General features: G+C 39.3%; 32 protein-coding genes and 2 pseudogenes. 33 read left to right on the top strand and 1 reads right to left on the bottom strand.

Annotated elements, in window-relative coordinates; translation table 11 throughout:
* Positions 1 to 102 precede the first annotated feature (102 nt).
* Positions 103 to 669 carry a TraR/DksA C4-type zinc finger protein gene (locus M3629_RS04880; RefSeq protein WP_145329922.1) on the bottom strand — a complete coding sequence of 189 codons (567 nt, stop codon included), beginning with the start codon at positions 667 to 669 and terminating at the stop codon, positions 103 to 105.
* A 200-nt stretch (positions 670 to 869) separates the two neighbouring features.
* Here M3629_RS04880 and M3629_RS04885 point away from each other — a divergent pair, with 200 nt between their 5' ends.
* The 33 genes and pseudogenes from M3629_RS04885 to M3629_RS05035 all read left to right on the top strand — a co-directional run bounded on the left by M3629_RS04885 (position 870) and on the right by M3629_RS05035 (position 22,521).
* Positions 870 to 1,247: a DivIVA domain-containing protein gene (locus M3629_RS04885; protein WP_251503112.1), complete on the top strand. Its 378-nt coding sequence runs from the start codon at positions 870 to 872 to the stop codon at positions 1,245 to 1,247.
* A gap of 42 nt (positions 1,248 to 1,289) precedes the next feature.
* Positions 1,290 to 1,739 carry an Rrf2 family transcriptional regulator gene (locus M3629_RS04890; RefSeq protein ID WP_154886308.1) on the top strand — a complete coding sequence of 150 codons (450 nt, stop codon included), beginning with the start codon at positions 1,290 to 1,292 and terminating at the stop codon, positions 1,737 to 1,739.
* A 17-nt stretch (positions 1,740 to 1,756) separates the two neighbouring features.
* Positions 1,757 to 2,254, top strand: coding sequence for a metallophosphoesterase family protein (locus M3629_RS04895; RefSeq protein ID WP_251503113.1), 498 nt, complete (start codon positions 1,757 to 1,759; stop codon positions 2,252 to 2,254).
* Between the two features lie 274 nt (positions 2,255 to 2,528).
* Positions 2,529 to 3,449, top strand: a complete 921-nt coding sequence (locus tag M3629_RS04900; protein WP_251503114.1) for a sugar phosphate isomerase/epimerase family protein — start codon at positions 2,529 to 2,531, stop codon at positions 3,447 to 3,449.
* Positions 3,446 to 4,618 (top strand): Gfo/Idh/MocA family protein, encoded by a 1,173-nt coding sequence (locus M3629_RS04905; RefSeq protein ID WP_251503115.1) that lies wholly within the window; start codon positions 3,446 to 3,448, stop codon positions 4,616 to 4,618. The genes M3629_RS04900 and M3629_RS04905 overlap by 4 nt, the downstream gene beginning before the upstream one ends.
* Before the next feature lie 205 nt (positions 4,619 to 4,823).
* Positions 4,824 to 5,921, top strand: coding sequence for a Gfo/Idh/MocA family protein (locus tag M3629_RS04910; RefSeq protein ID WP_251503116.1), 1,098 nt, complete (start codon positions 4,824 to 4,826; stop codon positions 5,919 to 5,921).
* A gap of 233 nt (positions 5,922 to 6,154) precedes the next feature.
* Positions 6,155 to 6,853 carry a hypothetical protein gene (locus M3629_RS04915; protein WP_251503117.1) on the top strand — a complete coding sequence of 233 codons (699 nt, stop codon included), beginning with the start codon at positions 6,155 to 6,157 and terminating at the stop codon, positions 6,851 to 6,853.
* A 166-nt stretch (positions 6,854 to 7,019) separates the two neighbouring features.
* Positions 7,020 to 7,589: a hypothetical protein gene (locus M3629_RS04920; protein WP_251503118.1), complete on the top strand. Its 570-nt coding sequence runs from the start codon at positions 7,020 to 7,022 to the stop codon at positions 7,587 to 7,589.
* 278 nt (positions 7,590 to 7,867) lie between these two features.
* The gene (locus M3629_RS04925) at positions 7,868 to 9,094 is read left to right on the top strand and encodes a GNAT family N-acetyltransferase (RefSeq protein WP_251503119.1); all 1,227 of its coding nucleotides are present in this window, start codon (positions 7,868 to 7,870) and stop codon (positions 9,092 to 9,094) included.
* A 138-nt stretch (positions 9,095 to 9,232) separates the two neighbouring features.
* Positions 9,233 to 9,646 (top strand): GNAT family N-acetyltransferase, encoded by a 414-nt coding sequence (locus M3629_RS04930; protein ID WP_154958889.1) that lies wholly within the window; start codon positions 9,233 to 9,235, stop codon positions 9,644 to 9,646.
* A 10-nt stretch (positions 9,647 to 9,656) separates the two neighbouring features.
* The gene (locus M3629_RS04935) at positions 9,657 to 10,589 is read left to right on the top strand and encodes an aminoglycoside phosphotransferase family protein (RefSeq protein ID WP_251503120.1); all 933 of its coding nucleotides are present in this window, start codon (positions 9,657 to 9,659) and stop codon (positions 10,587 to 10,589) included.
* Positions 10,590 to 10,648: 59 nt separating this feature from the next.
* Positions 10,649 to 11,032, top strand: a complete 384-nt coding sequence (locus tag M3629_RS28605) for a GrpB family protein (protein WP_353056733.1) — start codon at positions 10,649 to 10,651, stop codon at positions 11,030 to 11,032.
* A gap of 52 nt (positions 11,033 to 11,084) precedes the next feature.
* Positions 11,085 to 11,711, top strand: a complete 627-nt coding sequence (locus M3629_RS04940; RefSeq protein WP_251503121.1) for a Type 1 glutamine amidotransferase-like domain-containing protein — start codon at positions 11,085 to 11,087, stop codon at positions 11,709 to 11,711.
* A 90-nt stretch (positions 11,712 to 11,801) separates the two neighbouring features.
* Positions 11,802 to 12,797 carry a phosphotransferase enzyme family protein gene (locus M3629_RS04945; RefSeq protein ID WP_251503122.1) on the top strand — a complete coding sequence of 332 codons (996 nt, stop codon included), beginning with the start codon at positions 11,802 to 11,804 and terminating at the stop codon, positions 12,795 to 12,797.
* Between the two features lie 91 nt (positions 12,798 to 12,888).
* Positions 12,889 to 13,371, top strand: coding sequence for a DinB family protein (locus M3629_RS04950; RefSeq protein ID WP_251503123.1), 483 nt, complete (start codon positions 12,889 to 12,891; stop codon positions 13,369 to 13,371).
* A gap of 40 nt (positions 13,372 to 13,411) precedes the next feature.
* On the top strand, positions 13,412 to 13,885 hold the full coding sequence (locus M3629_RS04955) for a hypothetical protein (protein WP_251503124.1): 474 nt from the start codon (positions 13,412 to 13,414) through the stop codon (positions 13,883 to 13,885).
* 23 nt (positions 13,886 to 13,908) lie between these two features.
* A pseudogene (locus tag M3629_RS04960) lies at positions 13,909 to 14,249 on the top strand (low molecular weight protein tyrosine phosphatase family protein).
* A gap of 5 nt (positions 14,250 to 14,254) precedes the next feature.
* Positions 14,255 to 14,674 (top strand): HD domain-containing protein, encoded by a 420-nt coding sequence (locus M3629_RS04965; protein WP_251503125.1) that lies wholly within the window; start codon positions 14,255 to 14,257, stop codon positions 14,672 to 14,674.
* 30 nt (positions 14,675 to 14,704) lie between these two features.
* Positions 14,705 to 15,286 (top strand): hypothetical protein, encoded by a 582-nt coding sequence (locus M3629_RS04970; RefSeq protein ID WP_251503126.1) that lies wholly within the window; start codon positions 14,705 to 14,707, stop codon positions 15,284 to 15,286.
* A gap of 14 nt (positions 15,287 to 15,300) precedes the next feature.
* A complete protein-coding gene (locus tag M3629_RS04975; RefSeq protein WP_251503127.1) occupies positions 15,301 to 15,756 on the top strand; it encodes a hypothetical protein in 456 nt (151 codons plus the stop codon).
* Between the two features lie 63 nt (positions 15,757 to 15,819).
* Positions 15,820 to 16,269, top strand: coding sequence for a hypothetical protein (locus M3629_RS04980; protein ID WP_251503128.1), 450 nt, complete (start codon positions 15,820 to 15,822; stop codon positions 16,267 to 16,269).
* 88 nt (positions 16,270 to 16,357) lie between these two features.
* The gene (locus tag M3629_RS04985) at positions 16,358 to 16,615 is read left to right on the top strand and encodes a hypothetical protein (protein ID WP_251503129.1); all 258 of its coding nucleotides are present in this window, start codon (positions 16,358 to 16,360) and stop codon (positions 16,613 to 16,615) included.
* The gene (locus M3629_RS28610) at positions 16,612 to 16,677 is read left to right on the top strand and encodes a hypothetical protein (RefSeq protein ID WP_353056734.1); all 66 of its coding nucleotides are present in this window, start codon (positions 16,612 to 16,614) and stop codon (positions 16,675 to 16,677) included. The genes M3629_RS04985 and M3629_RS28610 overlap by 4 nt, the downstream gene beginning before the upstream one ends.
* A gap of 65 nt (positions 16,678 to 16,742) precedes the next feature.
* Entirely contained in the window at positions 16,743 to 17,402 is a 660-nt protein-coding gene (locus M3629_RS04990) for a hypothetical protein (protein WP_251503130.1), read from the top strand.
* A 127-nt stretch (positions 17,403 to 17,529) separates the two neighbouring features.
* On the top strand, positions 17,530 to 18,075 hold the full coding sequence (locus M3629_RS04995) for an O-acetyl-ADP-ribose deacetylase (RefSeq protein WP_251503131.1): 546 nt from the start codon (positions 17,530 to 17,532) through the stop codon (positions 18,073 to 18,075).
* 39 nt (positions 18,076 to 18,114) lie between these two features.
* Positions 18,115 to 18,402 (top strand): hypothetical protein, encoded by a 288-nt coding sequence (locus tag M3629_RS05000; RefSeq protein WP_154958883.1) that lies wholly within the window; start codon positions 18,115 to 18,117, stop codon positions 18,400 to 18,402.
* Between the two features lie 146 nt (positions 18,403 to 18,548).
* Positions 18,549 to 19,055 (top strand): annotated as a pseudogene (locus tag M3629_RS05005) (YfiT family bacillithiol transferase); the annotation flags it as partial.
* Positions 19,056 to 19,118: 63 nt separating this feature from the next.
* A complete protein-coding gene (locus M3629_RS05010) occupies positions 19,119 to 19,622 on the top strand; it encodes a helicase (protein ID WP_251504577.1) in 504 nt (167 codons plus the stop codon).
* 134 nt (positions 19,623 to 19,756) lie between these two features.
* A complete protein-coding gene (locus M3629_RS05015) occupies positions 19,757 to 20,302 on the top strand; it encodes an AAA family ATPase (protein ID WP_251503132.1) in 546 nt (181 codons plus the stop codon).
* Complete coding sequence (locus tag M3629_RS05020) at positions 20,299 to 20,598, top strand: hypothetical protein (protein ID WP_251503133.1); 300 nt, start codon at positions 20,299 to 20,301, stop codon at positions 20,596 to 20,598. Before M3629_RS05015 ends, M3629_RS05020 begins: the two co-directional genes overlap by 4 nt.
* 105 nt (positions 20,599 to 20,703) lie before the next feature.
* The gene (locus M3629_RS05025) at positions 20,704 to 21,222 is read left to right on the top strand and encodes a phosphotransferase-like protein (RefSeq protein WP_251503134.1); all 519 of its coding nucleotides are present in this window, start codon (positions 20,704 to 20,706) and stop codon (positions 21,220 to 21,222) included.
* 116 nt (positions 21,223 to 21,338) lie between these two features.
* A complete protein-coding gene (locus tag M3629_RS05030; protein ID WP_251503135.1) occupies positions 21,339 to 21,932 on the top strand; it encodes a hypothetical protein in 594 nt (197 codons plus the stop codon).
* Between the two features lie 55 nt (positions 21,933 to 21,987).
* Entirely contained in the window at positions 21,988 to 22,521 is a 534-nt protein-coding gene (locus tag M3629_RS05035; protein ID WP_251503136.1) for a hypothetical protein, read from the top strand.
* Positions 22,522 to 22,703 lie beyond the last annotated feature (182 nt).

Genomic DNA, 22,703 nt, shown 5'->3' on the forward strand with positions numbered 1-22,703 from the left:
AATGGATAGGGCTGATTCCATCTGGATCGATGTCCAGACTATTGGATCATTAGATGTCCATATGCCTTGGTTAATCTGGACTTGAGGTATATTTCTTTTACTTTACATGTTCTCGTCGTAATCCTTCACATCTCGTTTGGCGGCCATCGCGGGGGAATTGGATGTACCGTAGTCCTCAACAGCTTCCCATGCTTCTGCATGGTCAAACTTGCCCGCGTTACGCTGTCTCACTTCCCCGGCACCACTCGGTGGCATCGTCATGACCTCTTCCTCAACAGGACGATCATTACTTACGTCCCGGTTTGGAGTATCATCGATGCAATAGGCGGTATAAGGTATAGCTTGCAAACGTTCAAAAGGGATCTCTTTGCCACATGTAACACAGGTTCCATATGTACCCTCATCCATACGTTCGAGGGCTTCATTGACCTGATTAAACTCTTCGGTTAGTGTATCGTCGATTGCGAGGTCACGGCTACGTTCAAACGTTTCTGTTCCCGCATCTGCCGGGTGATTATCGTAAGAGGAGAGTTCGCCTGTAGAATCTTTTAACGACTCTGCTGGTGCGCCATCCTCCATGCTGGATTCAAAATGACGTTGCAGATCCTCACGCTGCTCCAGCAGGGCTTGCTGCAATTCTTTACGTTGTTCTTGGGTTAATGTACTCATAAGGACATGCTCCTTTCCCGCTTAGGGGTTGTAACGACTTCTTACCCGAAAAGCAAGAGAAACAATCATTTTGCACGGGAGAGGGCGGTTTCGTTTTATATCTGATGCATTATGTGTTATAAAAAATAGAGAGAGAAATTGCCGTGTGTTCTTTTCAGATGAATTGAACCGCTGCTCGGCTATAATGGAGGGTTGTCAAGATGGATGAACATATGAAACGAAGATTGGACAAACAGAGACAATTGTTCAAACAACTGGGTGTGCAGCTGGATGCTTTATCAATTCATGAGAAACAGTTCAATTATAAACTTCGTGGCTATGACCCGGACGAGGTAGATGCTTACCTGGATCTGGTGATTAAGGATTACGAGCGCTTTTATGCGAATATTGCGGATTTAATGGATAAATGGCAGGAACAACAGTTGACCATTCGTGACCTCAAAAATTCGGTCAAACCTGTCGAAGACCCGAATAAGATTGATCGCAAACAACTGGATGACATCGTGAAGCAACTGGAATACACCGTGCGGCAACTCAAAATCAGAGCACGTCCTGAACAGAATCTGTTTACGGAATAGCAAGGGTACATTCAGGATTATATTAAATAAAGGTGGTTAACCATGAGTACTCATTTTTCGGTCAGTGTGCATTGTTTGTTGTTACTGTCTCTCAGCGCGCCTGAACGAATCACGTCTGCTGAAATTGCAGGCAGCGTAAATACCAATCCTGTCGTTGTCAGACGTATACTGGGAGGGCTGAAAAAGGCAGGATTAGTCAATTCTTCACCAGGCACTCGAGGGTTTTATTTGGCAAAGCCAGCGAGTGAAATTACACTTGCCATGGTTTATGAGGCAGCCAAGGATGAAGGACCATTGTTCCCGATTCATGGTAATTGTAATCCCAATTGTGAAGTAGGCCTTCAAATCGATGGACTACTGACCAATCTGTATCAGATTGCTGAATCTAAAGTGGAGCAGTTTTTTGCAACGATTACGCTTGAAGATATGGAACGGACCAGTACCGAGCGGATCCAGGCTTCACAATTAGAGGCGAATCAGAAGTCGAACTAAGGGAAGGCGGTAATCACATGAAAATCATTGTTATCTCCGACACGCATCTACCCAAAAAAGCAAAAACGTTACCAGCGCCGTTGGCTCAAGCATTGTCAGGTGCAGATCTCATCCTCCATGCGGGGGATTGGTCAGACTGGAGCGTGTATGAACTGCTTAGCCAATACGCTCCGGTCGAGGGCGTCGCTGGTAATACGGATCCGTCCGAGATTGGGGAGAAGCTTGGATTCTCTCGTATTGTCGAGGCAGAAGGGTTACGGCTTGGACTGGTGCATGGTCACCGTGGATCAAGCGGCACAGAGCAGAATGCTATTCAAACCTTTGCTGGAGAGCTACTCGATGCAGTGATCTACGGGCACTCACATGTTCCGGTGATGCATACGGTAGACGGTTTGCTTGTATTTAATCCGGGTTCACCCACGGACCGCCGATTTCAGAAGCGATTTTCGTTCGGGATTATGACGGCAGAAGATGGGAAATTGCAGGCTGAACATGTTTTTTTTGACCGGGAATAGATCGTGTTTTTATGGACAAGTTTGCTTGGACAACAATAGAACAACGTTCAATATAGAAGGTGTCTCTGAACAGAAGTCATTCTGATTTAGAGACGCTTTTTTTGTTTTCTAAAGCATGCTTTTGGATTATAACGTTATCTCTGAATGGGGAATATGTGCGGTTTGTTATCTGTCATTCATCTGTTTGCGTTATGCTCTATGGCAGTGGTCGTTAGAGTGATACAATGCGTTTACATGAAATGAATGCGTTTACATAAGGGGGAGGTTCAAGAACATGAAACTGTCCATATTCACTGTTGCTGTCCCTGATCTGGATGCTAATGAGCTGGCTTCCGCAGCTTCGGCAGCGGGTATCGATGGAATAGAGTGGAGATTTCGTGGCATACCGGAAGATGCGTTATCGGAACAACCTTCGTTCTGGCGGAACAATCGTTGCTCCATTGATCCGGACAGGTGGCAGGAACAAGTGCCTGTTTTTCGGGAAGCAGCCAAGGATCATGACAGAACGTCTATTGCACTTGTACCGTATCTGAATTGTGGGGATATGACTGCAACCGAGCAAGCGTTCCAGGCCGCTTCTACACTTGGCGCTTCTATGATGCGTGTGGGTGTCCCGGGTTATGACCGGAGTACAGCTTATCCCGAGTTATACGGGAAGGCCGTTCGTTATCTAAACGAAGTTCAGGATATAGCAAAACAGTATAAGATCAAGGCCATCGTTGAGACGCATCATCAAACGATCGCGCCCACGGCTTCACTGGCCTACCGTCTTGTACAATCTCTAGATTCCGAGCATGTCGGGGTACTCTATGATCCAGGTAACATGGTGCATGAAGGGTATGAAAACCATCGCATGGGACTTGAACTGCTTGGTCCCTATCTCGCCCATGTGCATGTGAAAAATGCCGGGTGGTACAAGAAGTATGTCGGGAATGCATCCGATCAAGGGGCTTTGACTCCGAGAAGTGACTCTAAACCGCTTTTGAGCACGCCCTGGCAATGTCGCTGGGCTCCGCTGACGGAAGGTATGGTGGACTGGGTACAGATGGTACGTGATCTGAGAGCGGTAGGATACGACGGCTATTATGGCATTGAAGATTTTAGCGGAACTTTGGATTCAAGAGCGATGTTGCAGCATTTTGCAGATGTCTTTGCAGAAATTGAGCGTCGCGTATACGAGGAGGAACAAGCATGAGTATCGTTCGAGTAGCGGTTATCGGGATTGGAAACATGGGGGCATCACATGCCAGAACATTAGTGGCTGGAGAAGTGCCGGGCGCAGAGTTGGTAGCTGTGTGTGATGTGAGAAAAGAGATGGAGAGCTGGGTAACGAGTAACCTTCCGTCTACCGTAACATATTGGCAGGATGCGGAGCAGATGATGTCTTCGGGAACGATTGATGCCGTTATTGTTGCCACGCCACACTACGATCATCCCGAACAAGCGATTCAGGCATTCCGGCATGGCTTGCATGTCATGATCGAAAAACCGGCAGGTGTGTATACAAAACAGGTACGGGAGATGAACGAGGCTGCGGCGGCAAGCGGTAAAGTGTTCTCCATCATGTACAATCAGCGGACCAATCCGCTGTACATTAAGCTGCGTGACCTGATTGCTTCAGGTGAGCTTGGCGAGGTTCGGCGTACCAACTGGATTATTACGAACTGGTATCGCTCCCAGAGCTATTATGATTCCGGCGGCTGGCGTGCAACATGGGCAGGCGAAGGAGGCGGTGTGTTGATTAACCAAGACCCGCATCAGCTGGACTTGTGGCAATGGACGATTGGCATGATGCCTGTGCGTATGCGTGCCTTCTGCGCCTTCGGCAAATACCGGAACATTGAAGTGGAAGATGATGTGACCGCTTATGTGGAATATGAAAATGGAGCGACCGGTGTGTTTGTAACCACCACGGGTGAAGCACCAGGAACGAACCGCTTTGAGGTCAGCGGCGACCGCGGTAAAATCGTCATCGAAGACGGACAGCTCACCTTCTGGCGGTTACGCGAATCGGAGCCGGAGTTCAATCAACGTTTTACGGGCGGATTCGGACAGCCCGAATGCTGGAAATGCGATGTGCCGATTACAGGCATTGAGACAGGTCATCCAGGGTTAATCCGCAACTGGGTTGATGCGATTCGCACAGGTGCGCCACTGATCGCTCCAGGGCAGGATGGTATTCACGGTTTAACGTTATCCAACGCGATGTTGCTCTCCACATGGACGGATAACTGGGTCGATCTGCCGATCAATGAAGACTTGTTCTATGAGCACTTGCAGGAGCGGATTGCTAATTCAACAACGAAGAAAGACAAGGCGTATACGGGCGGTCAACCTGCCGATCTGAGTCAGACCTTTAAATGATGATGTAGATAAGTTCAACTGGGATTTACACGGAACACTCCGATGACAGAATAATCTTTCAATCGCTGTTATCCCCGGATTTTTTTTATTCCCAATATCAACGGGGGAATCCGGAAAATAACAGTCAAACGTATTGATGGGTTCTTGGATATCAAAAGGCTTGATCAAAATACATTAAATGCAATATAGAAAAGGATGGGATAACATGGCTAAAGACGGAATGTTTTATGCACCCAAAAGTGCTACAAAAGAGGTCGTGTGTGAACCGGGAGAGTTCACGATCGCAGCAGTGGCTTTGGATCACGGGCATATCTATGGCATGGTAGGCGCATTGCTGGAGGCTGGAGCTACGCTGAAATGGGTATATGATCCAGACCCGGCTAAAGTGGATGCGTTCCGTAAACAGTTCCCTCAGTCACAGGTAGCCGCATCCGAAGCGGAAGTACTCGCGGATGAAGAGGTGTTGCTGGTAGCAAGCGCAGCTATAACATCAGATCGAGCACCACTCGGCATGAGAGTGATGGCGGCTGGCAAAGATTATTTTACGGACAAAGCCCCATTCACCACGATGGAGCAATTAGACTTAGCGCGTGAAGAAGTGAAGCGTACGGGCAAAAAATACATGGTGTATTACAGTGAACGCTTGCATGTGGAAAGCGCCATCTATGCGGGACAGCTCATTGAACAAGGAGCCATCGGCAAAGTAGTTCAAGTTATGGGTACAGGACCACACCGTTTGAACGCGGGCGGACGACCAGATTGGTTCTTCAACCATCAGCAATACGGCGGCATTCTCTGTGACATTGGTAGCCACCAAATTGAGCAGTTCTTGACCTTTGCGTCGTGCAGTGATGCACAGGTAGCTTTCAGCCGGGTCAACAATTTCAATCATCCACAGTTCCCTGAACTGGAGGATTTCGGTGAAGCTTCCCTGATCGGTGATAACGGAGCATCCGGCTACTTCCGAGTAGACTGGTTCACACCGGACGGCCTCGGCACTTGGGGCGATGGACGTACTGTGATTCTCGGTACAGATGGTTACATCGAGCTGCGCAAGTACATCGACATTGCACGCGAGCCGGAAGGGGATCAGGTGTATCTGGTTAACCATGAGGGTGAGTTCAGATACAACGTCAAAGGCAAAGTCGGTTATCCTTTCTTTGGTCAGCTTATCCGCGACTGTCTGGATCGTACCGAGACTGCTATGACACAGGAGCACGCGTTCAAAGCGGCAGAGCTGTGCTTGATCGCCCAGCATAAAGCGATGAGCGAACGCGTAGTGTGGAGTGTCGGTGGCAAGTAAGGTTTAGGTGTAAGGAGTAAAATTTTAGGTATGAGGCAGTAAGGATTTAAATAAGCCCAAGCAGTCCCATAGTAACTGTAGGTATGCTTGTTAGTTCGTACTAACAAACGACGCGCAGTTGTGGGGCTGCTTTTCTCTATTGACGACTTCGCAGATGGAACAAATTGGGTTATATTAGATGTAGTTCGGATATGGGTTTGAAATGAGATGTATATACGGGGTTCGTAAATACAATGTTAGGCAAAATTATCAGAAAGAAGGAAAAATATATAATGACTCATAAACTAATCATAGTAGATGGAATACCGGGGTCTGGGAAGTCAACGCTTTCGGAAATGATATCTAAAGAGTTGGATAAGCAAGAAATAAACAATATATTTTATCATGAATTAACTGAAAATCACCCACTATTTATATGGGAGCGTAAATTTACGACCTTAAAAGATAAAGAGGAGGCAGAGTATTATTTTAATCGAGTAGTTGAATTGTTTAATCGTTTTGTAGAATCCCATAAAAATAAATCGGAAGTTATTATAATCGAAAGTGTATTATTTCAAGATACATTAAGTTTTGCATATAACAGGGGAATGGACCGGCTAAAGATTGAAGAACTATTTAGTAAATTAGTAGATATATTAAGAAACATGAATCCTATTCTCGTTTATATCTATCAATTAAATGTTAGAAGAAATTGGGAAATAATTGGTAAGGTAAGAGGTGTAGAATGGATAGCTTCTTTACATACTCAAGAAGGATTAGATGAAGCTGAAAGAGATTGGAAACCGAATCAAGAATTTATTAAGTCATTGATTGAAGAATGGAAGATACCAAAATTAATTATTGAAAACAAAGATTATTTGTGGGAGGAATATAATGAAAGAACTAAAGAATTTCTGAGAGCTAATTCAATGCTGTCTGATAAAATCACCTAACATCACATTCCTACTGCGGGGCATTCGCCACTTGCTCCGGCAGAGGTTTTTCGAAGAAGAGGAAGCAGCTGGACACATCCATTTCCCTAAGATAAGAGCTATTTAAGGGGAATGGATGTCGCGAATATTAGCTCAAATAACCGAAACATTAAAAAGGTGAGATAAAATGAAGTTCACTTATACATTAAATAATATTGGTTGGGCAGATGCTTATCTACAAATTGGAGAATCAGAAATATATATTTTCCCAAGCTATCTCTCAGAACCATTAGTTGACTTAGTAAGGGCAGTTGAACTATTACTATCTGAATGTACGCCTCAAGATGAAGTTAAAAATATAGTTTATTTTGATTGGAATTCGGAGCCCGCTATTCATAACTGGAAAATTGAAATGAAATCAAAAGAAAAAATACAAATAAATATTACGGTATATGACGATGGGATAAAGACAATTCCAGGGGAATTAGTGTTCTGTGAGGAATGTAATCTAAATGAATTCATATCAGAAGTCGTACAATTTATGGAGGTATTATTGAGGGATCATGGGATATTAGGATATAGAAAGCAATGGTATGCCCAAGATTTCCCGATCAGTAGTTATCTTCAATTGAAATATTATATTTTGAATCAGAGTAGCTTTCCATTACAGATTAGAAATTCAAATAATGAATGGATTGAAAAAATAGAAACAAGTCTAAAAGATGAAATAGATATTATAAAGAAATTCATAGTCTAAGTAAGGAATCAGTTACATCAGCCAACATAATATTCAAGCAGCGGCTCCGTTGGAGCCTTGGTCTGCAAGGTGTAGTTTAAAGAGGCATTTCAACAGACAACCCCTCCTCTGGAGTTCATGAATACCAAAAAGTTAGGTGAAATTATCAGAAAGAAGGAAAAATATAATGACTCATAAACTAATCATAGTAGATGGAATACCGGATTCCTGGAAGTCAGCGCTTTCGGAAATGATATCTAAAGAGTTGGATAAGCAAAAAATAAACAAAATATTTTATCATGAATTGGACTGAAAATCACCCACTATTTATACGTGAGCGTAAATTTATGATCTTAAAAGATAAAAAGGAAGCAGAGGATTGTTTTAACCGATTAGTTGAATTGTTTAATCGTTTTGTAGAATCACATAAAAATATAGAGAATTTAAAAACCGGATTAAAACTTATTGTCAATTGGGAAGAACATTTAAAGTTGAAATATCCTGAACGAGAGTTTATTTTGATTTTAAGTTCAACAATCGCAGGTGAAGACGTTGCTATTCGATTTAACCAGGATACGCTGAGTCGTGAATACATGAACGCTATCAGAAATAGGCTCAGAATTTATATAATATGGGGGATTGTCATGAAAATTGTTTTTAGAAATTTCGATGATTCGTATTATGAACAAGTTTGTGATTTTTTGATTGAACTATCAAAAGACGACCGAAAACATATTAATTGGAACTGGGCAAGGTGGGAATGGATGTTTTTTCATCCTGAATTTAATCGTGATTTAAAAAATAAAATTGGATTATGGTATCTTGCTGATGAGTTAGTAGCTATAGCAACGTATGACCATTATTTCGGTGAAGCTTTTTTTGCTACTAAACAGGGATTTGAAGAATTCGAAAAAGATATATTAGAATATGCTATTGCTACTTTCAGTAATGAAGGTGGCCTTGGGGTTGCGGTGAATGATAAAGATATCCATACTGTAGATTTACTGCGTAGTTATCATTTTGTGAAGCATGACCAGACGGAAAACATACTTGAGCTTGCGCTAGAGAATGTTAGCCTTGAAGGTACAATTTCTGAAGACATAACCCTAAAAAACATCGATATAAAGAATGACTTATATAAACTTCATCATATGTTATGGCAAGCATTTGATAACGAAGGGCCTGTACCCGTTGATGAAGTTACGATGAATAAGCAAAAAGAAATGTTATCCGCAACCCATTTGAACCCTTTTCTACATGTTGTGGCTGAAAATAAAGATGGGGAATATGTTGCATACTGTGGCTTATGGTATAGTCCGAAAACGGATTATGTTTATGTTGAACCTGTATGTACGGTTCCTGAGTATCGTCATAAGGGTCTAGGCCAAGTAGTGGTTATGGAAGCTTTAAAAAGAGGCCGTTCCCTAGGTGCTAAGAAAGCATATGTTATTTCTGATAGTCATTTTTATAAGTCATTAGGATTTCAACAGCATTCACATTACATGTTTTATTGGCATAATAGCTGATATTTCGATCATCATTAAGTGAGAGTTGCATATATTCAAGTTGAGTCCTTGTCTATCTTTGGTCCGAGTTGAAGCATAGATGAGGTTTCAAAGAAGCTGATTCAGTAGCTGTTCATTTACAATGAAGGGTGGACCAAAATGCATATTGAATTTGATGAATTTCTTATTTCTGATGATAAATCCTTATTAGATTATGAAACCATATGTGGCTTCTTATCAAGAAGTTACTGGGCTAATAAGAGACCTAAAGAAAAGATTATAAGGTCATTCCAATCATCAGAATGTGTTGGTGTGTACCATGAGAATAGACAAGTCGGCGTTGCAAGGTTAGTTACGGACTATGAGACGGTCTATTATTTATGTGATGTATATGTAGATGAAGATTATCGCGGTAGAAGTATAGGGAAAAAATTAATTGAAAGTATTACGACCTCTGACAAGTATAAGAATTTATTAGGTATTCTCGGAACGAAGGATGCTCATGGATTATATGAGGAATATCAATTTATAAAAGACAATGATAGATTTATGCGGCGAATGCCTGATTTATAAAGGAGGATCAATGAATACAGAACTTAGAAATACAATGCAGAGTACAATTGACCGTTTCGTATCGCCTAATGCAGAAATATTGAGTATTAAAGATCACGATCTTGCTTACGGCACCTCAGCTGTAGAACTTAAAAGACATGAAATATTACTTAGAAATGATACTCGTGATTGGAGTATTAATCTTATTTCAAAGAGAGCGTCACTCAGTGAAAGGCGTACATTAAATTATCTACATGATCAATCAGCAAATGTTCCATTTAGTTTTACATTAAATATGACAAGTAACAGCCGAGAATATCTTTGCATGCAGGATGTAGATTATGAAACGGATTACAATAATTTAGATAACGAACTGCTTCAAAAAAATGAACAAGCTGCTCTGGCAGATATACATGCGTTCAACTTTGAAAAATATTATAAATTGCAATGGCTTCCATTGCTTGATTCAAGATATATTAAATCAGTACTGAACGAGAAATGGGGACCGACTTGGAATAATGCAAAATCAGATCCGGATTTTATAAGTCATTTTGGTGATCTTATTCCAGAGATTGATAAGGTTGCAGAGCATATAGTTAAGGACATGGATAAAGTTCTCAGAGATGAAAGCTCCCATACCCTTGTACATAACGATCTACACCCCGGCAATACATTAGTTCACAAAAACCGAAATGTATATTTCATTGATTGGGAAGAAGCACATTATGGTTCCTTATACATTGATGTAGCGCTTAGGTATAGAGAGTTTTCTCAAGCCGAGAACTATAGAATGTTGATGAATTCGAGAGGCTTAAATCTATCGGCGGGTATATTTAAACTGAATTATACAATTACGTCCAGATACTTGGGATTACGATATATGTCATGGTTTTTATCCACGTGGAAAGATGATAAGCGATGGCTGGACGAATTAAACAAGTATATAAATATGACTATATCCTAAATAAGATTGAAACTACTTTAGTGAAGGGATATAACATAATATTTATGTTGCGGATATTCATGCTTGGCCCTGCATTAGCTGGAAAATCAGTATCCTTGAGCCGTGAATATCGTAGATCTTTTAGAAATATTTTCAAACTCAAGGAGGATGGCGATGGAGAATCAAAAACCAGTAGTCATAGAAGAATACACTACGTACCTTACAGTGTTGAAAACGTTATCAAGTACAAACATCATCTGTACGTATGTAATAGAGAAAGTAATGAACTACAAAGACATATCATGTTCCGGGACATATTAAGGAAGAGTCCCCTATTGGTATGTGAGTATTCAAATTTGAAGATTCAACTGTCATCTGAATTCAGAGATAATCGCAAAGCCTATACTGAAGGGAAAACAGAATTTGTTACGAGGATAATGAAAGAGTACAAAGGTGTTTTGTAGCGTATTTCAGGTTATGAAGATCAGATAAATCCTTATTAAGGGCGGGGATTCAATGAGTAGCGTGTTACTGACCTCTTGTGGGTTTAATACGGAAGACATTAAAAATCAATTTCTGAATTATATTGATAGAGATATTTCTCAATTAAAGGTCGCTATTATTACAACAGCATCTCCTATGAAAGAAAATAATAGATATGCACAAAGGGCAATGCAAGATTTCAAAGACATGGAGTTTCAGCATATTGAGTTTGTAGATATCGAATTTGATGACCCGCAAGTTCTCGTACATAGAGATGTTATATATATCAATGGTGGAAATCCATATACATTATTGTATTACGCTAAGAAAAGTGGTGCTGATGCAATTATTAAAACATTGGCTTCGCAGAATGTAATTATAGTTGGAGTAAGTGCTGGCGCGTTAATACTGGGGCCAAATATTAACATTGTCGGTTACTTTACTCCAGAGATGAATACGATGGATATAACGGATTTTAGGGCATTAGGTGTAACCGACAAGTTTATCTTTCCTCACTATGATCGAGAGGACATATTTAGAGATAGTACGAATAGAAGGATTGAAGAGAGAATCGTTGAATTTGAATCTAATGAGAATTGTAAAGTGACAAGGCTTAGAGATGATGAATATATTTCGATTTTAATGAATCAAACACAGTAGAAGTCGTAAATGCTGAAGCCCTTAAGCCATACAAACTAAGTAAATACGTAGATGTTAGACGAGATCGTGATATAGAAAGGAAGAGATTTGATGGAAAAGCGTCTTAAAGAACTATTTACTAAGGAAGTACTTCATGAAGCAGCTCAAAAGTTTAATATTATTCAATCCAGTCTTAAAGACTTGCAAGGGTTTCAGAACTTTGTTTATTTTGGAAAATCAAATGATGAAAGTATTGTCCTTCGGATAACACATAAATCTCATCGAACCGAAGAAGAGATTTTATCTGAAATTGATTTTATAAATCACTTGTCTTCTCATCATGTATCTGTTTCCAAAGCTATAACATCTATTCATGGGAAATTTGTAGAGGAAATCAGGGATGGGGAATTTTATGCAACATCTTTTGAGTTTTCTAGTGGAAGAAAGGCTAAAATCGCTGAAGAGAGCGATCTGTTCTATCAAAGAATCGGTGGTTATGCAGGAAAAGTACATAGTCTTTCAAAGACTTCAAATCTGATACATCATTTAAACAGGAGACAATGGCATGAAAAAGAGTTTTTGATCCATATAAAAGAATATTTACCTGCGGAACTTTCTTATGTCATGCATCAATACGAAATTCTGAAGAGAAAGCTTAGTCAGCTTCCAAAGAATACGGATTCGTATGGAATGATTCATGGGGATTTAAATCATGGGAATTACTTAAATGTAGGCGACGATGTCATATTTATTGATTTTGATGAAGCCGAATACAGTTGGTTTGTGAGTGATATTGCTATCCCGTTATTTTATGAAATTCCAATCCCTTGGGTAGTCGATGGAAAGCAAAGGTTAGAGATAACTAAGAGGTATTATTATAATTTTATGGATGGTTATGTTAAAGAAAATACAATAGATCATACATGGTTAGAATTAATCCCTGATTTTATTAATCTTAGACAGTTTGGTGTAGTTTCCGCGATTTATAGAAGTTATAATTTTGATAATTACAACAACTGGAGTGATTGGGACAAGGAAGCGTTGAAATTCTATCTGAATAATATCGAGCATGATATCCCGTATATTGATATGGATTTTAGCAGGTAGTTTAATGTGGCATGGACTAAGCTTGTATTATAAATGCAGGACGTTTACTGAAGAAATTAACACTTAGAATGAATGAAGAGAAGAGGATCAAATGATGAGCTATAAATCCATTTTAACAGATCAAATATCGGCATGTTATAACGATAAAAGCTGGTTTATTCCGCTGGAGGACATATTGAAAGATGTAACAATGGAAGAAGCATTGACTGAGGATGATAATAAACAAACCATTTGGTCCATCGTGAATCACCTTATTTATTGGAATGAGAAATGGCTTGAGCGTTATAAGGTCGGAGAATTTGTATTAAATCATGGAATCAACAATGATGAAACTTTTGCTTTGAATGAAGATCAATTGAATGGTGCTGGCTGGAAGGAAACATTAAATAGACTTGAGCATGTTTTTATCAGTTGGAGAGTTGTTTTAGAAGAAACAGATGAATCTAAATTCACGAAGCAACTCCCAGAATATTTTAATGCTCCTTGGTGGGGAGTTGTTTCTAATCTAAGTATTCATAGTGCATATCATATTGGACAAATTATGTTATTAAAGAAACAAATCCGAGGTAGATAATATCAGATTAGACTACTATCCATTCATGGGAGTGAATACAATGTTGATTTTTGAGAATCTGGCTATTTACAATTTCAACTTAACAACTGAAGAAGAAGCAACAATTTTAAGTAAGTTTATAGATGCAGACCATGACTTGTTATTTCCTTATTTTGAATGTAATTTTCGGGCATTTCCTGAGGATCGGGCATATATTGAAGAGCGAACAATAATAAGGAGCAAAGAGAAAGTTTTTGAAATGAATTATTCATTTGTCGAAAATGAATTAGTTTATTGGTATAAGCCTCATGATCGAGACGATTTAATACATATTATTAATCAGGACAGGATTACTTATCGAAGCATAGTAGTACCAAAGAATGGGGGGCTGAATGACTATAGATTCAAACTTTTTACATATGAGCATGCTATCTACAATGAAGAAGAAACTAGGGTGCTTTGGATAGAAGAGGCCATTGAAAATGACTATATCGAAAATATTTGTCCTAAAATAGTAAGTCAAACAAATGAATAATCAAAAAGGATAGGTGAGATGACATCAAATTACTGTTTATTTGCAGCCGGAATAAATGGCGTAGCTTAACTGCTGAGAAAATTTTTGAAGGGTACAACGGATATGAAGTAAGGTCGGCAGGAACCGAAACTGGAGCAAGAATCAAGGTTACGGGAGGGCACATTGGATGGTCAGAATTAATTTTTGTTATGGAGAAAAAACATGTGAGAAGATTGAAGGAAAAATTTCCAACAAGTCTAAAAGATAAATGTTTAATCTGTCTGGATATTCCAGATGATTATCAATTCATGGATGAAGAATTAATCAAAATTTTGAAAGCAGAGTATCCGAATATATTGAAGTGCTCATCTCAATAAGGAGTTGACTATTTTGGACATCGAATTGGCTATATCTGTCGCGTTAAAAGCTCATAAAGGGCAGCTTGATAAAGGTGGGCACCCGTATATTTTACATCCGTTAGCTGTTATGAACAGAGTGGCAAGCATAGAAGAGAAGGTCGTGGCTGTTCTCCATGATGTCATTGAAGATTCAGAAGTCACAATTGAAGAGTTAAGAGAATTAGGATTTTCGGAAGAAATTTTAACAGCCATTCAGTTGTTGACGAGATCGACAGAGGATAGTTACGAAGAATTTATTGAGAAGACGATAATGAATCGAACTGCAAGAAATGTGAAAATCGCTGATATTCAAGAGAATATGAACATATCAAGAATAAAGAATCCGATGGAGGAAGACTATAATCGACTTGAGAAATATAGAAAGGCGTTGGAAAGATTAGAGCGTGAATAACATGTGAAAGAAACTAAAAAGAGGTACGTTATGTCCCCGACAATTACGATTCCTAGAATACAGATGAAATTTCAAAGTGCTGTATGGACAGCAGTAGTCTTAAGACAGAAGGATATAAATATCAAAGTAAGAGAAGAGCTGGGTCATCTACTGTTAGTAGATGCTAGGGCCTGTCCTGAAATGTTTTTATTAGCCAGTTTATTTCAGCACGCCATGTATACTCACGACATTATTTATTTTGCGAGAGAAGATGATTTAAGTTGTGATCTCTTGGTATTTAACGGTGCGATAACTCCAATAAATCAAAAAGATTTAAAAAATCTAAAAACAGTGATAAAGCATACACAGTCAGGAACTTATACAATTCCGTTGATAGATTCTCACGATGAATCAATGTGGAAGACTTGGCAACATTGGAAACACGATGAACAATTGAGAGTCATGGCGAACAAAGATTTAGCCATCATTAATGCATCTCAGCTGGGATACGAACTATTAATTCATCAATGTGCATACTTAGCAAGCTCGTATTCAGGGCATTCACATTTTGATCAGTATTCAACCAAGAAATCTATAGAACTGATTATACGTAATATGAAGCGAAATAATTAAATGAGGTATTTTATATGAGTGAGCCAGTGCAGTTTTTTTATAATGATGATCTTATAGGAGTTTGGTCGTCTGAAGCGTTTTTCTATGATGCATTTGAAGATACACAGTTAGAATTTCATGCGGATAGCACAGGATGTCATGCCTATTTGAGACCTGATGGTCAAGAGATTACCTTATTCCGATGGACGTTAATTAAGGATCGCATTGAATTTGAGGAATATTTCAGGATATCCATTGAGGTGAGTGAGGTTACGGGAGAAGAAACTTGTTCCACAGATCGATTTGAAAATAAATATTCAGCAAGGTTTTTCAAAGCGAAGGGATTAAATGTGGCTAACGAAGAGATCAATGTAATCGTATTTTATTCTCCTTTGATTGAAGGCATCAATTCACAATCATTTGGAAAGATATTAAAAACATTGGATAGATCACTTATTGATGTAGCCATGAGATATGAGCAGGACATCTGATAGATCATGGAAGCTGGGCTGCTCAGAATAATCTGTACAAATACTCAATGATTGGAGTCCAGGATGAGTAAATTAATTCCTATATTGATAGGTGTCCTTCTACTTATAACAGGTTGCAGTACTACACATAAGATCCATACCGATTCCACCAAAGAATTAACAAAAGAGCTGAAGGAACTTTTTCCGTCGATTGAAAAAGTTGATTTTACGTTTACCCGTCCAGATCTCTCTTGCAGAATAGACATGAGCAAAGAACCGAGTAAAGAAGAACTGGAAGCAATTCTTACAGTAGTCGAGAGATTTACAACAGTAGATAACATGAATGAGATTGCTCGTAGCGTGAAATGGGGACTGGAAATATCCAAAATTTATCTTGATATGAATACGGATGAGGACACGAAAACCATTGAACATGCTTATTATGCGAGATATTTCAAAACATCCAACGCTAGCGACTATTCAGAAACAAACATTGAGGGCTACAAAATTTGGTATAAAGTAAATGAGAAATAGTGGCCACTGTACCTATTAAATTCTCAGATTAGCAATTAAACGCTACCCTAACCATTGAAAGTCTTATAAAGAATAGGAGTACAATGAATTGATTACTTTTAAGGAGATCTTAGAGCGTGTTACTTTCGATGCCGTTTGGGATAACTTGATTACATATTATCCTGATATGTCTCAAATAAAAGAAAATTATTTAATACTATATGAATCCATTCTTTTACAAAACTCTGCAACTAACGTGGTTGAAATGATTATTCATATAGACTCGATTGATTATAATGATGATAAGGATAAAAAAGACATCAATTCTCAAATGAACAAATCGTCGCACTTTGTTTGGTTGAAATGACTTGGTTTGGTTTTTCTGAAGAACGAATCAAGGATCGGATTGATCATCTTGAAGATGATTAACAATTCGGAGTGAACACAGGAACTTTAGGCAAAATTGGCGCAGATATGATGTTGGGGTGATCAGGATGAAGCACAAAATAAATACCATTACCAAGCTTGTATACAATGTTGCTAATTACTTGGTTGAGGAAAAGGACTACACAAGTACATATAATAAAATTAGGTTGTTAACCAAAGAAGTATGGAATATTCATCACAACGAGCTATTGAACGAACTAAGTAAGTTAGATAATTCTACTGCTGATTATCAATTATTCTGGCTGGAATGCCTAAGTTGGCCAAGAAAGTCTCCAAACTTGAAAGGGTTAGATGGAATGCCATTATTTTTTCCCTATAGCTCATTACCTTCAGATTTTAATGGTTTCGGTTTCCATGAATCAACCATAGATTCAATTTCTGTGAATGATCCAAGGGAAGTCGTTCTTCATATCAAACTTGATTCTTGGGATTATCAAAAAGCAGAACTGACTTTTTACAACGTAGGTAGTTGTTTTTATCAGACAGAAGAAGGGACAATTATTGAGAACCTAGGTCGTATTCAGGATTTTTGCATTTTGTCAGATGGGGAAGTACCGAACATCAGCTTTGCTTTGAAGCATTTAAAGATTAGCCAGGTAGGCACTATAACGGATAAAAGACTGTTTTATTTCTCGGGATCAGCGTCTTCAAACACTTATGGATCAATCTATATTTTTGCAGAAAATTGGAATATAGAAACCATGTAATAGCTTTAAGTGAATAACAACATTCCTATTATATCCTTGAAAGGGGAATTCGCCCTTGGTTTAGCATGGTTAGGGGGAACGTAGTAAGACAAAAAAGTAGAAATAATGATGTGACCGGAGGGCAACCATGGAAGCAATGTTTAATGACTCGATAATTCAACTAGTTCGAGGAGATATAACCAAAATAGAAGTGGATGCTATAGTCAATGCTGCTAATACTAGTTTAATGGGAGGGGGCGGAGTAGATGGTGCTATTCATAAAGCTGGAGGAAAAGCATTATTAGATGATTGTATAAAGATCCGGAATCAACGAGGTGGTTGTGCAGTCGGAGAAGCAGTAGTAACGACTGGGGGTAATCTGAAATGCCGATATGTGATTCATACTGTAGGCCCTGTTTGGAATGGTGGAAAAAACAATGAAGAAGAAAAACTTAGAAACTGTTATAAAAATTCGTTAATGCAAGCTGATCTTCATAGCGTCTCCAGCTTGGCTTTTGCTAATATAAGTACAGGCATATATAAGTATCCCAAAGAATCAGCCTGTAATGTGGCCTTGGATGAGGTATCACAATATCTATTGAAAAATCAAACAAAAATTCAGAAAGTAATATTTGTTTGTTTTGATGACGAGAGTTTAGAAATATACACGAATGAATTAAAGAGATTGGGGTAACGAAAATGAAGCATCATTTGTAAACTGAGGAGCGAATGAATGGCATTTTGTATTGATTTTAAATTAATTTGTGTCAATGACGGTACTGCAACGTATGCTTACGGAGACTGCTCTGAGAATCTTGAAGGCCGGTTTGAATTAAATATAGAACGCCTGCTCACAGGCGAAATGAGCATGGATACAGATATGAGAGAAGTTGTTAAGGTAACCAAGCCGTGTTTAAGTGATGGAGAACATCAACATAAAGCAAACCGGGCATTCAGTAAGATCTATAAACATTATAAAGTTACGGCTTCGTATCTAAAAGAAGGAGGGTACTATGCCTGATTTTACTATATAAGATGGAGTCATTGAAGCTAGCCGTTAAGATCATGGCTGCTTCTTTTTTTATTTTTTCACTTCGCAAATGGAACATTGTGGGTTATATTGGATATGATTTGATTCTGTAGTAGATGAATGGAGCAGTGTTTAAAATGGCTTTAGATGAAAAGATACGTTTTCCAATCGGACACTTTGAGCCCCGCCTGGACTTCACCAATGAGAATCGAAAACACTTATTAGATCAAATTCCCAAGATTGCGAAGACCTTAAGAGAGATTACACAAGATCTTAATGATGAGCAACTTCGTACGCCTTATCGTACAGGCGGCTGGACGGTTATCCAGATTGTGCACCACCTTGCAGACAACGATATGAACGCGTACATAAGATTCAAAAGAGCATTAACTGAGGACCAACCACTCGCAAGCTCGTATAGGGAAGATTTATGGGCATCGCTACAAGAGTATAAAGATTTGGCATTGGAAGATTCAATCATGTTGCTTGAAATACTGCACAAACGATTTCTCACGCTGCTGCGTGGTTTACAACCCGAACAATTTAGGCGGAAACTGCGAACAGAGGTATTAGGTGCAATATCGCTGGATATCGCTATTCAACGATTCGTCTGGCATGGTCAGCATCATATTGCCCAGATTAAATCTTTAAAAAGTGTCACAGAAATCGGTGACTTTTACCAAGAAGAAATTTACCCTCATTGTCCCATGAAAATAAGAGTCATTGAAGTTGGGGGAGTAAGCAAACCGCAGCTTAAAGATAAATTACAGCAGTGTTCAATTCGAATGAATGAATACGGAAATAAACTGTTTGATGATGAGAAATTTGTCATTTCTCCCACCAAGAGGCGGCTAGAGACGGTCGAGTTGGCTGTTAGAAATCTAGGATTTTTGGATGGAGCTACGACCCTACAACTCTTTCAAATGGCAGATACTCTTGGTTTGCAGTTATGTCCTATTGATTTGGGTCCCTTTCTTAGAATTCAATATTTGGATCAACCTGAGACATGTACATCAAGCCCTGAAAAAGGAAACCAAGCACCATCAGGTTCGATTACAATAGCTTCTAAACCTCTTACTGAGGATGATTATTTTCCAAAAGGTTTTTATCTCAGACGTATAGAAGACGAGTTGTGGTTACGAGGTTACATTGCGGACGGTCTGCATGTGTGGAACCCTTATGACCGTTTTATCTTTTGCAGAACTTGTTAGAAAAAAGCTGATTGGATCGAGAGGGCTTTGGTTGGATCATCCAATCGGAGAGGGAATGATACGGAAACTTTTCACGAAGCATTAGGATTCAATATGTGGCATATCTAGATGTATAAAAAGAAGGGGAACACAACATGAGCCGAACAGTATATGTGATCTCAGGGCCGGCTGGGGTAGGAAAATCGGCAACCTCGCAACAGCTTGTTCAGACATTGAGCAAAAGTGCGTATATTTCGGGAGACGCAATCAGTCATATTCCAGTGAATGGACGGGGTAAACCATGGTTATGCAAAGAGACGTATGATCTGACATGGAAAAATATACTGAGCTTAACCCGGAATTTGTTAGAACAGGATTATAATGTTGTCATTGACTACGTTACTTTCCCTTCAGAGATAGTATGGCTTGTACAACAGTTAACGGGCTTTCAATTCAGGGTCGTCTATGTTGTCTTGTTGGTAGATCGAAGTACCCTGATCACCAGGGATCAATTGAGACACATAGATGCTCAGATGGGTGAGCGCAGTTTGGTTTTACTGGAAGAATTCGAAGCGTGCTCAGAATTAAAAGAACAATATAAACTCTATACTCAACATTACAGCCGAGAGCAAGTATCTGAAATCATTGAAGATTTACGAAACAATCTGAGATTTATTTGGAAAGGAGAACATTCGAGATGAAGCCAATACCCATGATTTTTTCATTTATTTTCATTATTGTAGGAATCAGCATAGTGACTCTTACCAAAACGATGGAAGAGGTCATTCCCAAACTGGGATATGCCGCATTTCAGGCTGCAGGAGCGGGAAGTTATAGTCCGATCAATTATGAGATGGATTTGAATCTAAACTACTGGGTAGGAAGCATATGTATCCTAGTGGGAACCGTTTACTTTATTCGTCACATCGCTTTCATTCAACATTCGCTTACCGAAATGAAAAATAGAGATAAAGAGTTTGAGGAGCAATATAAATAACTGTTGTAAACGATCCCGCTTGATTGAATGAGCCGTTTGGAATGCTTGTTAGTACACGCTGTAAAATATTTATAAATTCATACTTTAGCAAAGGAAGATAACATAATGGATAAAGGTAAAATTATATTTTTGAATGGTGTAACGAGTTCGGGAAAAACGTCAATAGTCGAGGCCATGCAGTCATATGATGATCCGTTTTTCTATGTCGTGGCGAATGATTTATTTGAGAATACAATCGGGGATAAACATCTACAGACCGATTACTGGAAATACCTAAGCGAAGCCATCATCATGATGTATCACACAGCAAAGGTATTCTCAGACCATGGCAAGCATGTGCTGATCGATGGGATTTTGGTGGAGAGACCGGAGCTTGCACCGCATTATGAACAAGTGAAAAAGATATTTGAAGGATATCCACTAGAGATTGTGGAGCTACATTGCCCTCTCGATATCTGTCGTCAGCGTAACATTGAACGGGGAGACCGCAGAGAAGACCAGTCTGAAGAGCAACATCGTATGATGGCGTCCGACATTCAGTATACGTACTCGGTTGATACGAGTCAGCATACACCTGAAGAATGCGCCGAGATGATTATCAACACGTTATTCAGAAGTGAATAAGGTTTCTTCTATGGCATGAAACGAGGAGAATAAAAATGAAGCTGGGACGTCTAAAGCAAGATGGACCAGCTTCTTGACTATTTCAGCACAATAGCAGGAAGAAGGAGCAAACAGATATGCAGTTTGGGAAACATAAAGAGCGCTCGAATCGAGAAAGAATACTTCTTCAATTCATAACCTTGCGCTGGGAGAAGGATGTAAGAGGGGCCCCTTTTTCCACTGCCCGAAATGATATGGAGAAAGCCTTCCGTTTACCGGATATGCTGTTCAGTTACGACACGTCCTATGGTCTGCCTTACCATCGAATGCTCATTTTGCATAACAAGAACGGTTTTGAGAAGATTCAAGATAAAAGTGTCATTCTGAAACCTACTGCAAAGAATTTCAAATTGGGTTGTGTTTTGATTGATAGTAAGGAGCCCGAATCTGAAACTTCCGAATATGATGTAACCTTCACCTACTTCCCAGAGTGTGGAAAACCAATCCGATATGACAAGCGATATCAGCCTTTGACAGAGCGGGCATTTGGATTGACTTCAAACGAATATGGAAGAGTGGTGTACAACGGAAGGCATATCTATCAGGATACCGGAGAATGGTACTACGAGTTAAATATATTGAATATGTTACTTACCGAGCAGAAAGACCCGAATATGTTGATTGATCAGGAGCCGCTGAACGTATACAACCAGATTGAGATTTTATATTAATGTAATTTAGATACGAATGATTGATATAAAATGAGCGTTAGGAGTGGGACGCATAATGATGAATCCTCAAGAGATTTTACCGTTAGTCAAACGTTTAGAAGCGAATCATATTGCATATTCATTGGGTGGAAGTGCCATGTTGTGTTTTCTTGGCTTGGTTGATTCCGTGAACGATTGGGATCTGATGGTCAATTGTCCAAAATTCAAATTGATAGAAGCGATTGCTGGATATGAGTGGATCGAGAGGGAGAGCGGCGACAAACCTTTTGCAAGTGAATATAGAATGGAAATTGGGCCGTTAAATGTGGATGTCATTGGCGGATTTGCTTTTGATGTAGGTGGAAGACGACTGGAGTTACCTATATCATCTATTCGAAATGTAAAATGGCACGGAATGTATGTTTCAAGTCCTGAAGTGTGGTACGTTGCTTATCAGATGATGGGTAGACATGAGAAAGCGGATTTGATTTTAGATTATTTGCAAACAAGCAATGAGTATGTGAATCAGGATCTGATTAAGAGCTTGTTAGCGAACGACAATTTAACAGATGAGATTAGAAAAGGATTGTGTACGTTGATTGAGACTTAACTTCATCGAACAGAGGTGTATCAAATGCTATATCATTTCAGTGAAGAATCTGATATTCATATCTTTATACCGAGAACGAAGCAGAATCGGCACCGTTTCAATTATGCAAGAAAATCGTGACCAAAAAAATCATACAGATATAGAAAGTGAGAGAGTGAATCATGTTCAACAAAGAAAGAAGG

This window comes from Paenibacillus polysaccharolyticus (assembly GCF_023714295.1).
GTDB classification, from domain to species: Bacteria; Bacillota; Bacilli; order Paenibacillales; family Paenibacillaceae; genus Paenibacillus; species Paenibacillus polysaccharolyticus_A.

Bases quoted from the DNA above. Each gene is read 5' to 3' on its own strand.
- M3629_RS05025 (WP_251503134.1), top strand. From the start codon at position 20,704: ATGGATAAAGGTAAAATTATATTTTTGAATGGTGTAACGAGTTCGGGA.
- M3629_RS05030 (WP_251503135.1), top strand. From the start codon at position 21,339: ATGCAGTTTGGGAAACATAAAGAGCGCTCGAATCGAGAAAGAATACTT.
- M3629_RS04970 (WP_251503126.1), top strand. From the start codon at position 14,705: ATGTCCCCGACAATTACGATTCCTAGAATACAGATGAAATTTCAAAGT.
- M3629_RS04935 (WP_251503120.1), top strand. From the start codon at position 9,657: ATGAATACAGAACTTAGAAATACAATGCAGAGTACAATTGACCGTTTC.
- M3629_RS04910 (WP_251503116.1), top strand. From the start codon at position 4,824: ATGGCTAAAGACGGAATGTTTTATGCACCCAAAAGTGCTACAAAAGAG.
- M3629_RS04925 (WP_251503119.1), top strand. From the start codon at position 7,868: ATGAATTGGACTGAAAATCACCCACTATTTATACGTGAGCGTAAATTT.
- M3629_RS04995 (WP_251503131.1), top strand. From the start codon at position 17,530: ATGGAAGCAATGTTTAATGACTCGATAATTCAACTAGTTCGAGGAGAT.
- M3629_RS04975 (WP_251503127.1), top strand. From the start codon at position 15,301: ATGAGTGAGCCAGTGCAGTTTTTTTATAATGATGATCTTATAGGAGTT.
- M3629_RS04950 (WP_251503123.1), top strand. From the start codon at position 12,889: ATGATGAGCTATAAATCCATTTTAACAGATCAAATATCGGCATGTTAT.
- M3629_RS05015 (WP_251503132.1), top strand. From the start codon at position 19,757: ATGAGCCGAACAGTATATGTGATCTCAGGGCCGGCTGGGGTAGGAAAA.
- M3629_RS04905 (WP_251503115.1), top strand. From the start codon at position 3,446: ATGAGTATCGTTCGAGTAGCGGTTATCGGGATTGGAAACATGGGGGCA.
- M3629_RS28605 (WP_353056733.1), top strand. From the start codon at position 10,649: ATGCTTGGCCCTGCATTAGCTGGAAAATCAGTATCCTTGAGCCGTGAA.
- M3629_RS05000 (WP_154958883.1), top strand. From the start codon at position 18,115: ATGGCATTTTGTATTGATTTTAAATTAATTTGTGTCAATGACGGTACT.
- M3629_RS04920 (WP_251503118.1), top strand. From the start codon at position 7,020: ATGAAGTTCACTTATACATTAAATAATATTGGTTGGGCAGATGCTTAT.
- M3629_RS04890 (WP_154886308.1), top strand. From the start codon at position 1,290: ATGAGTACTCATTTTTCGGTCAGTGTGCATTGTTTGTTGTTACTGTCT.
- M3629_RS04945 (WP_251503122.1), top strand. From the start codon at position 11,802: ATGGAAAAGCGTCTTAAAGAACTATTTACTAAGGAAGTACTTCATGAA.
- M3629_RS04880 (WP_145329922.1), bottom strand. From the start codon at position 669: ATGAGTACATTAACCCAAGAACAACGTAAAGAATTGCAGCAAGCCCTG.
- M3629_RS04955 (WP_251503124.1), top strand. From the start codon at position 13,412: ATGTTGATTTTTGAGAATCTGGCTATTTACAATTTCAACTTAACAACT.
- M3629_RS04885 (WP_251503112.1), top strand. From the start codon at position 870: ATGGATGAACATATGAAACGAAGATTGGACAAACAGAGACAATTGTTC.
- M3629_RS04915 (WP_251503117.1), top strand. From the start codon at position 6,155: ATGTTAGGCAAAATTATCAGAAAGAAGGAAAAATATATAATGACTCAT.
- M3629_RS04980 (WP_251503128.1), top strand. From the start codon at position 15,820: ATGAGTAAATTAATTCCTATATTGATAGGTGTCCTTCTACTTATAACA.
- M3629_RS05035 (WP_251503136.1), top strand. From the start codon at position 21,988: ATGATGAATCCTCAAGAGATTTTACCGTTAGTCAAACGTTTAGAAGCG.
- M3629_RS04895 (WP_251503113.1), top strand. From the start codon at position 1,757: ATGAAAATCATTGTTATCTCCGACACGCATCTACCCAAAAAAGCAAAA.
- M3629_RS04900 (WP_251503114.1), top strand. From the start codon at position 2,529: ATGAAACTGTCCATATTCACTGTTGCTGTCCCTGATCTGGATGCTAAT.
- M3629_RS05020 (WP_251503133.1), top strand. From the start codon at position 20,299: ATGAAGCCAATACCCATGATTTTTTCATTTATTTTCATTATTGTAGGA.
- M3629_RS04940 (WP_251503121.1), top strand. From the start codon at position 11,085: ATGAGTAGCGTGTTACTGACCTCTTGTGGGTTTAATACGGAAGACATT.
- M3629_RS04990 (WP_251503130.1), top strand. From the start codon at position 16,743: ATGAAGCACAAAATAAATACCATTACCAAGCTTGTATACAATGTTGCT.
- M3629_RS05010 (WP_251504577.1), top strand. From the start codon at position 19,119: ATGAAAATAAGAGTCATTGAAGTTGGGGGAGTAAGCAAACCGCAGCTT.
- M3629_RS04930 (WP_154958889.1), top strand. From the start codon at position 9,233: ATGCATATTGAATTTGATGAATTTCTTATTTCTGATGATAAATCCTTA.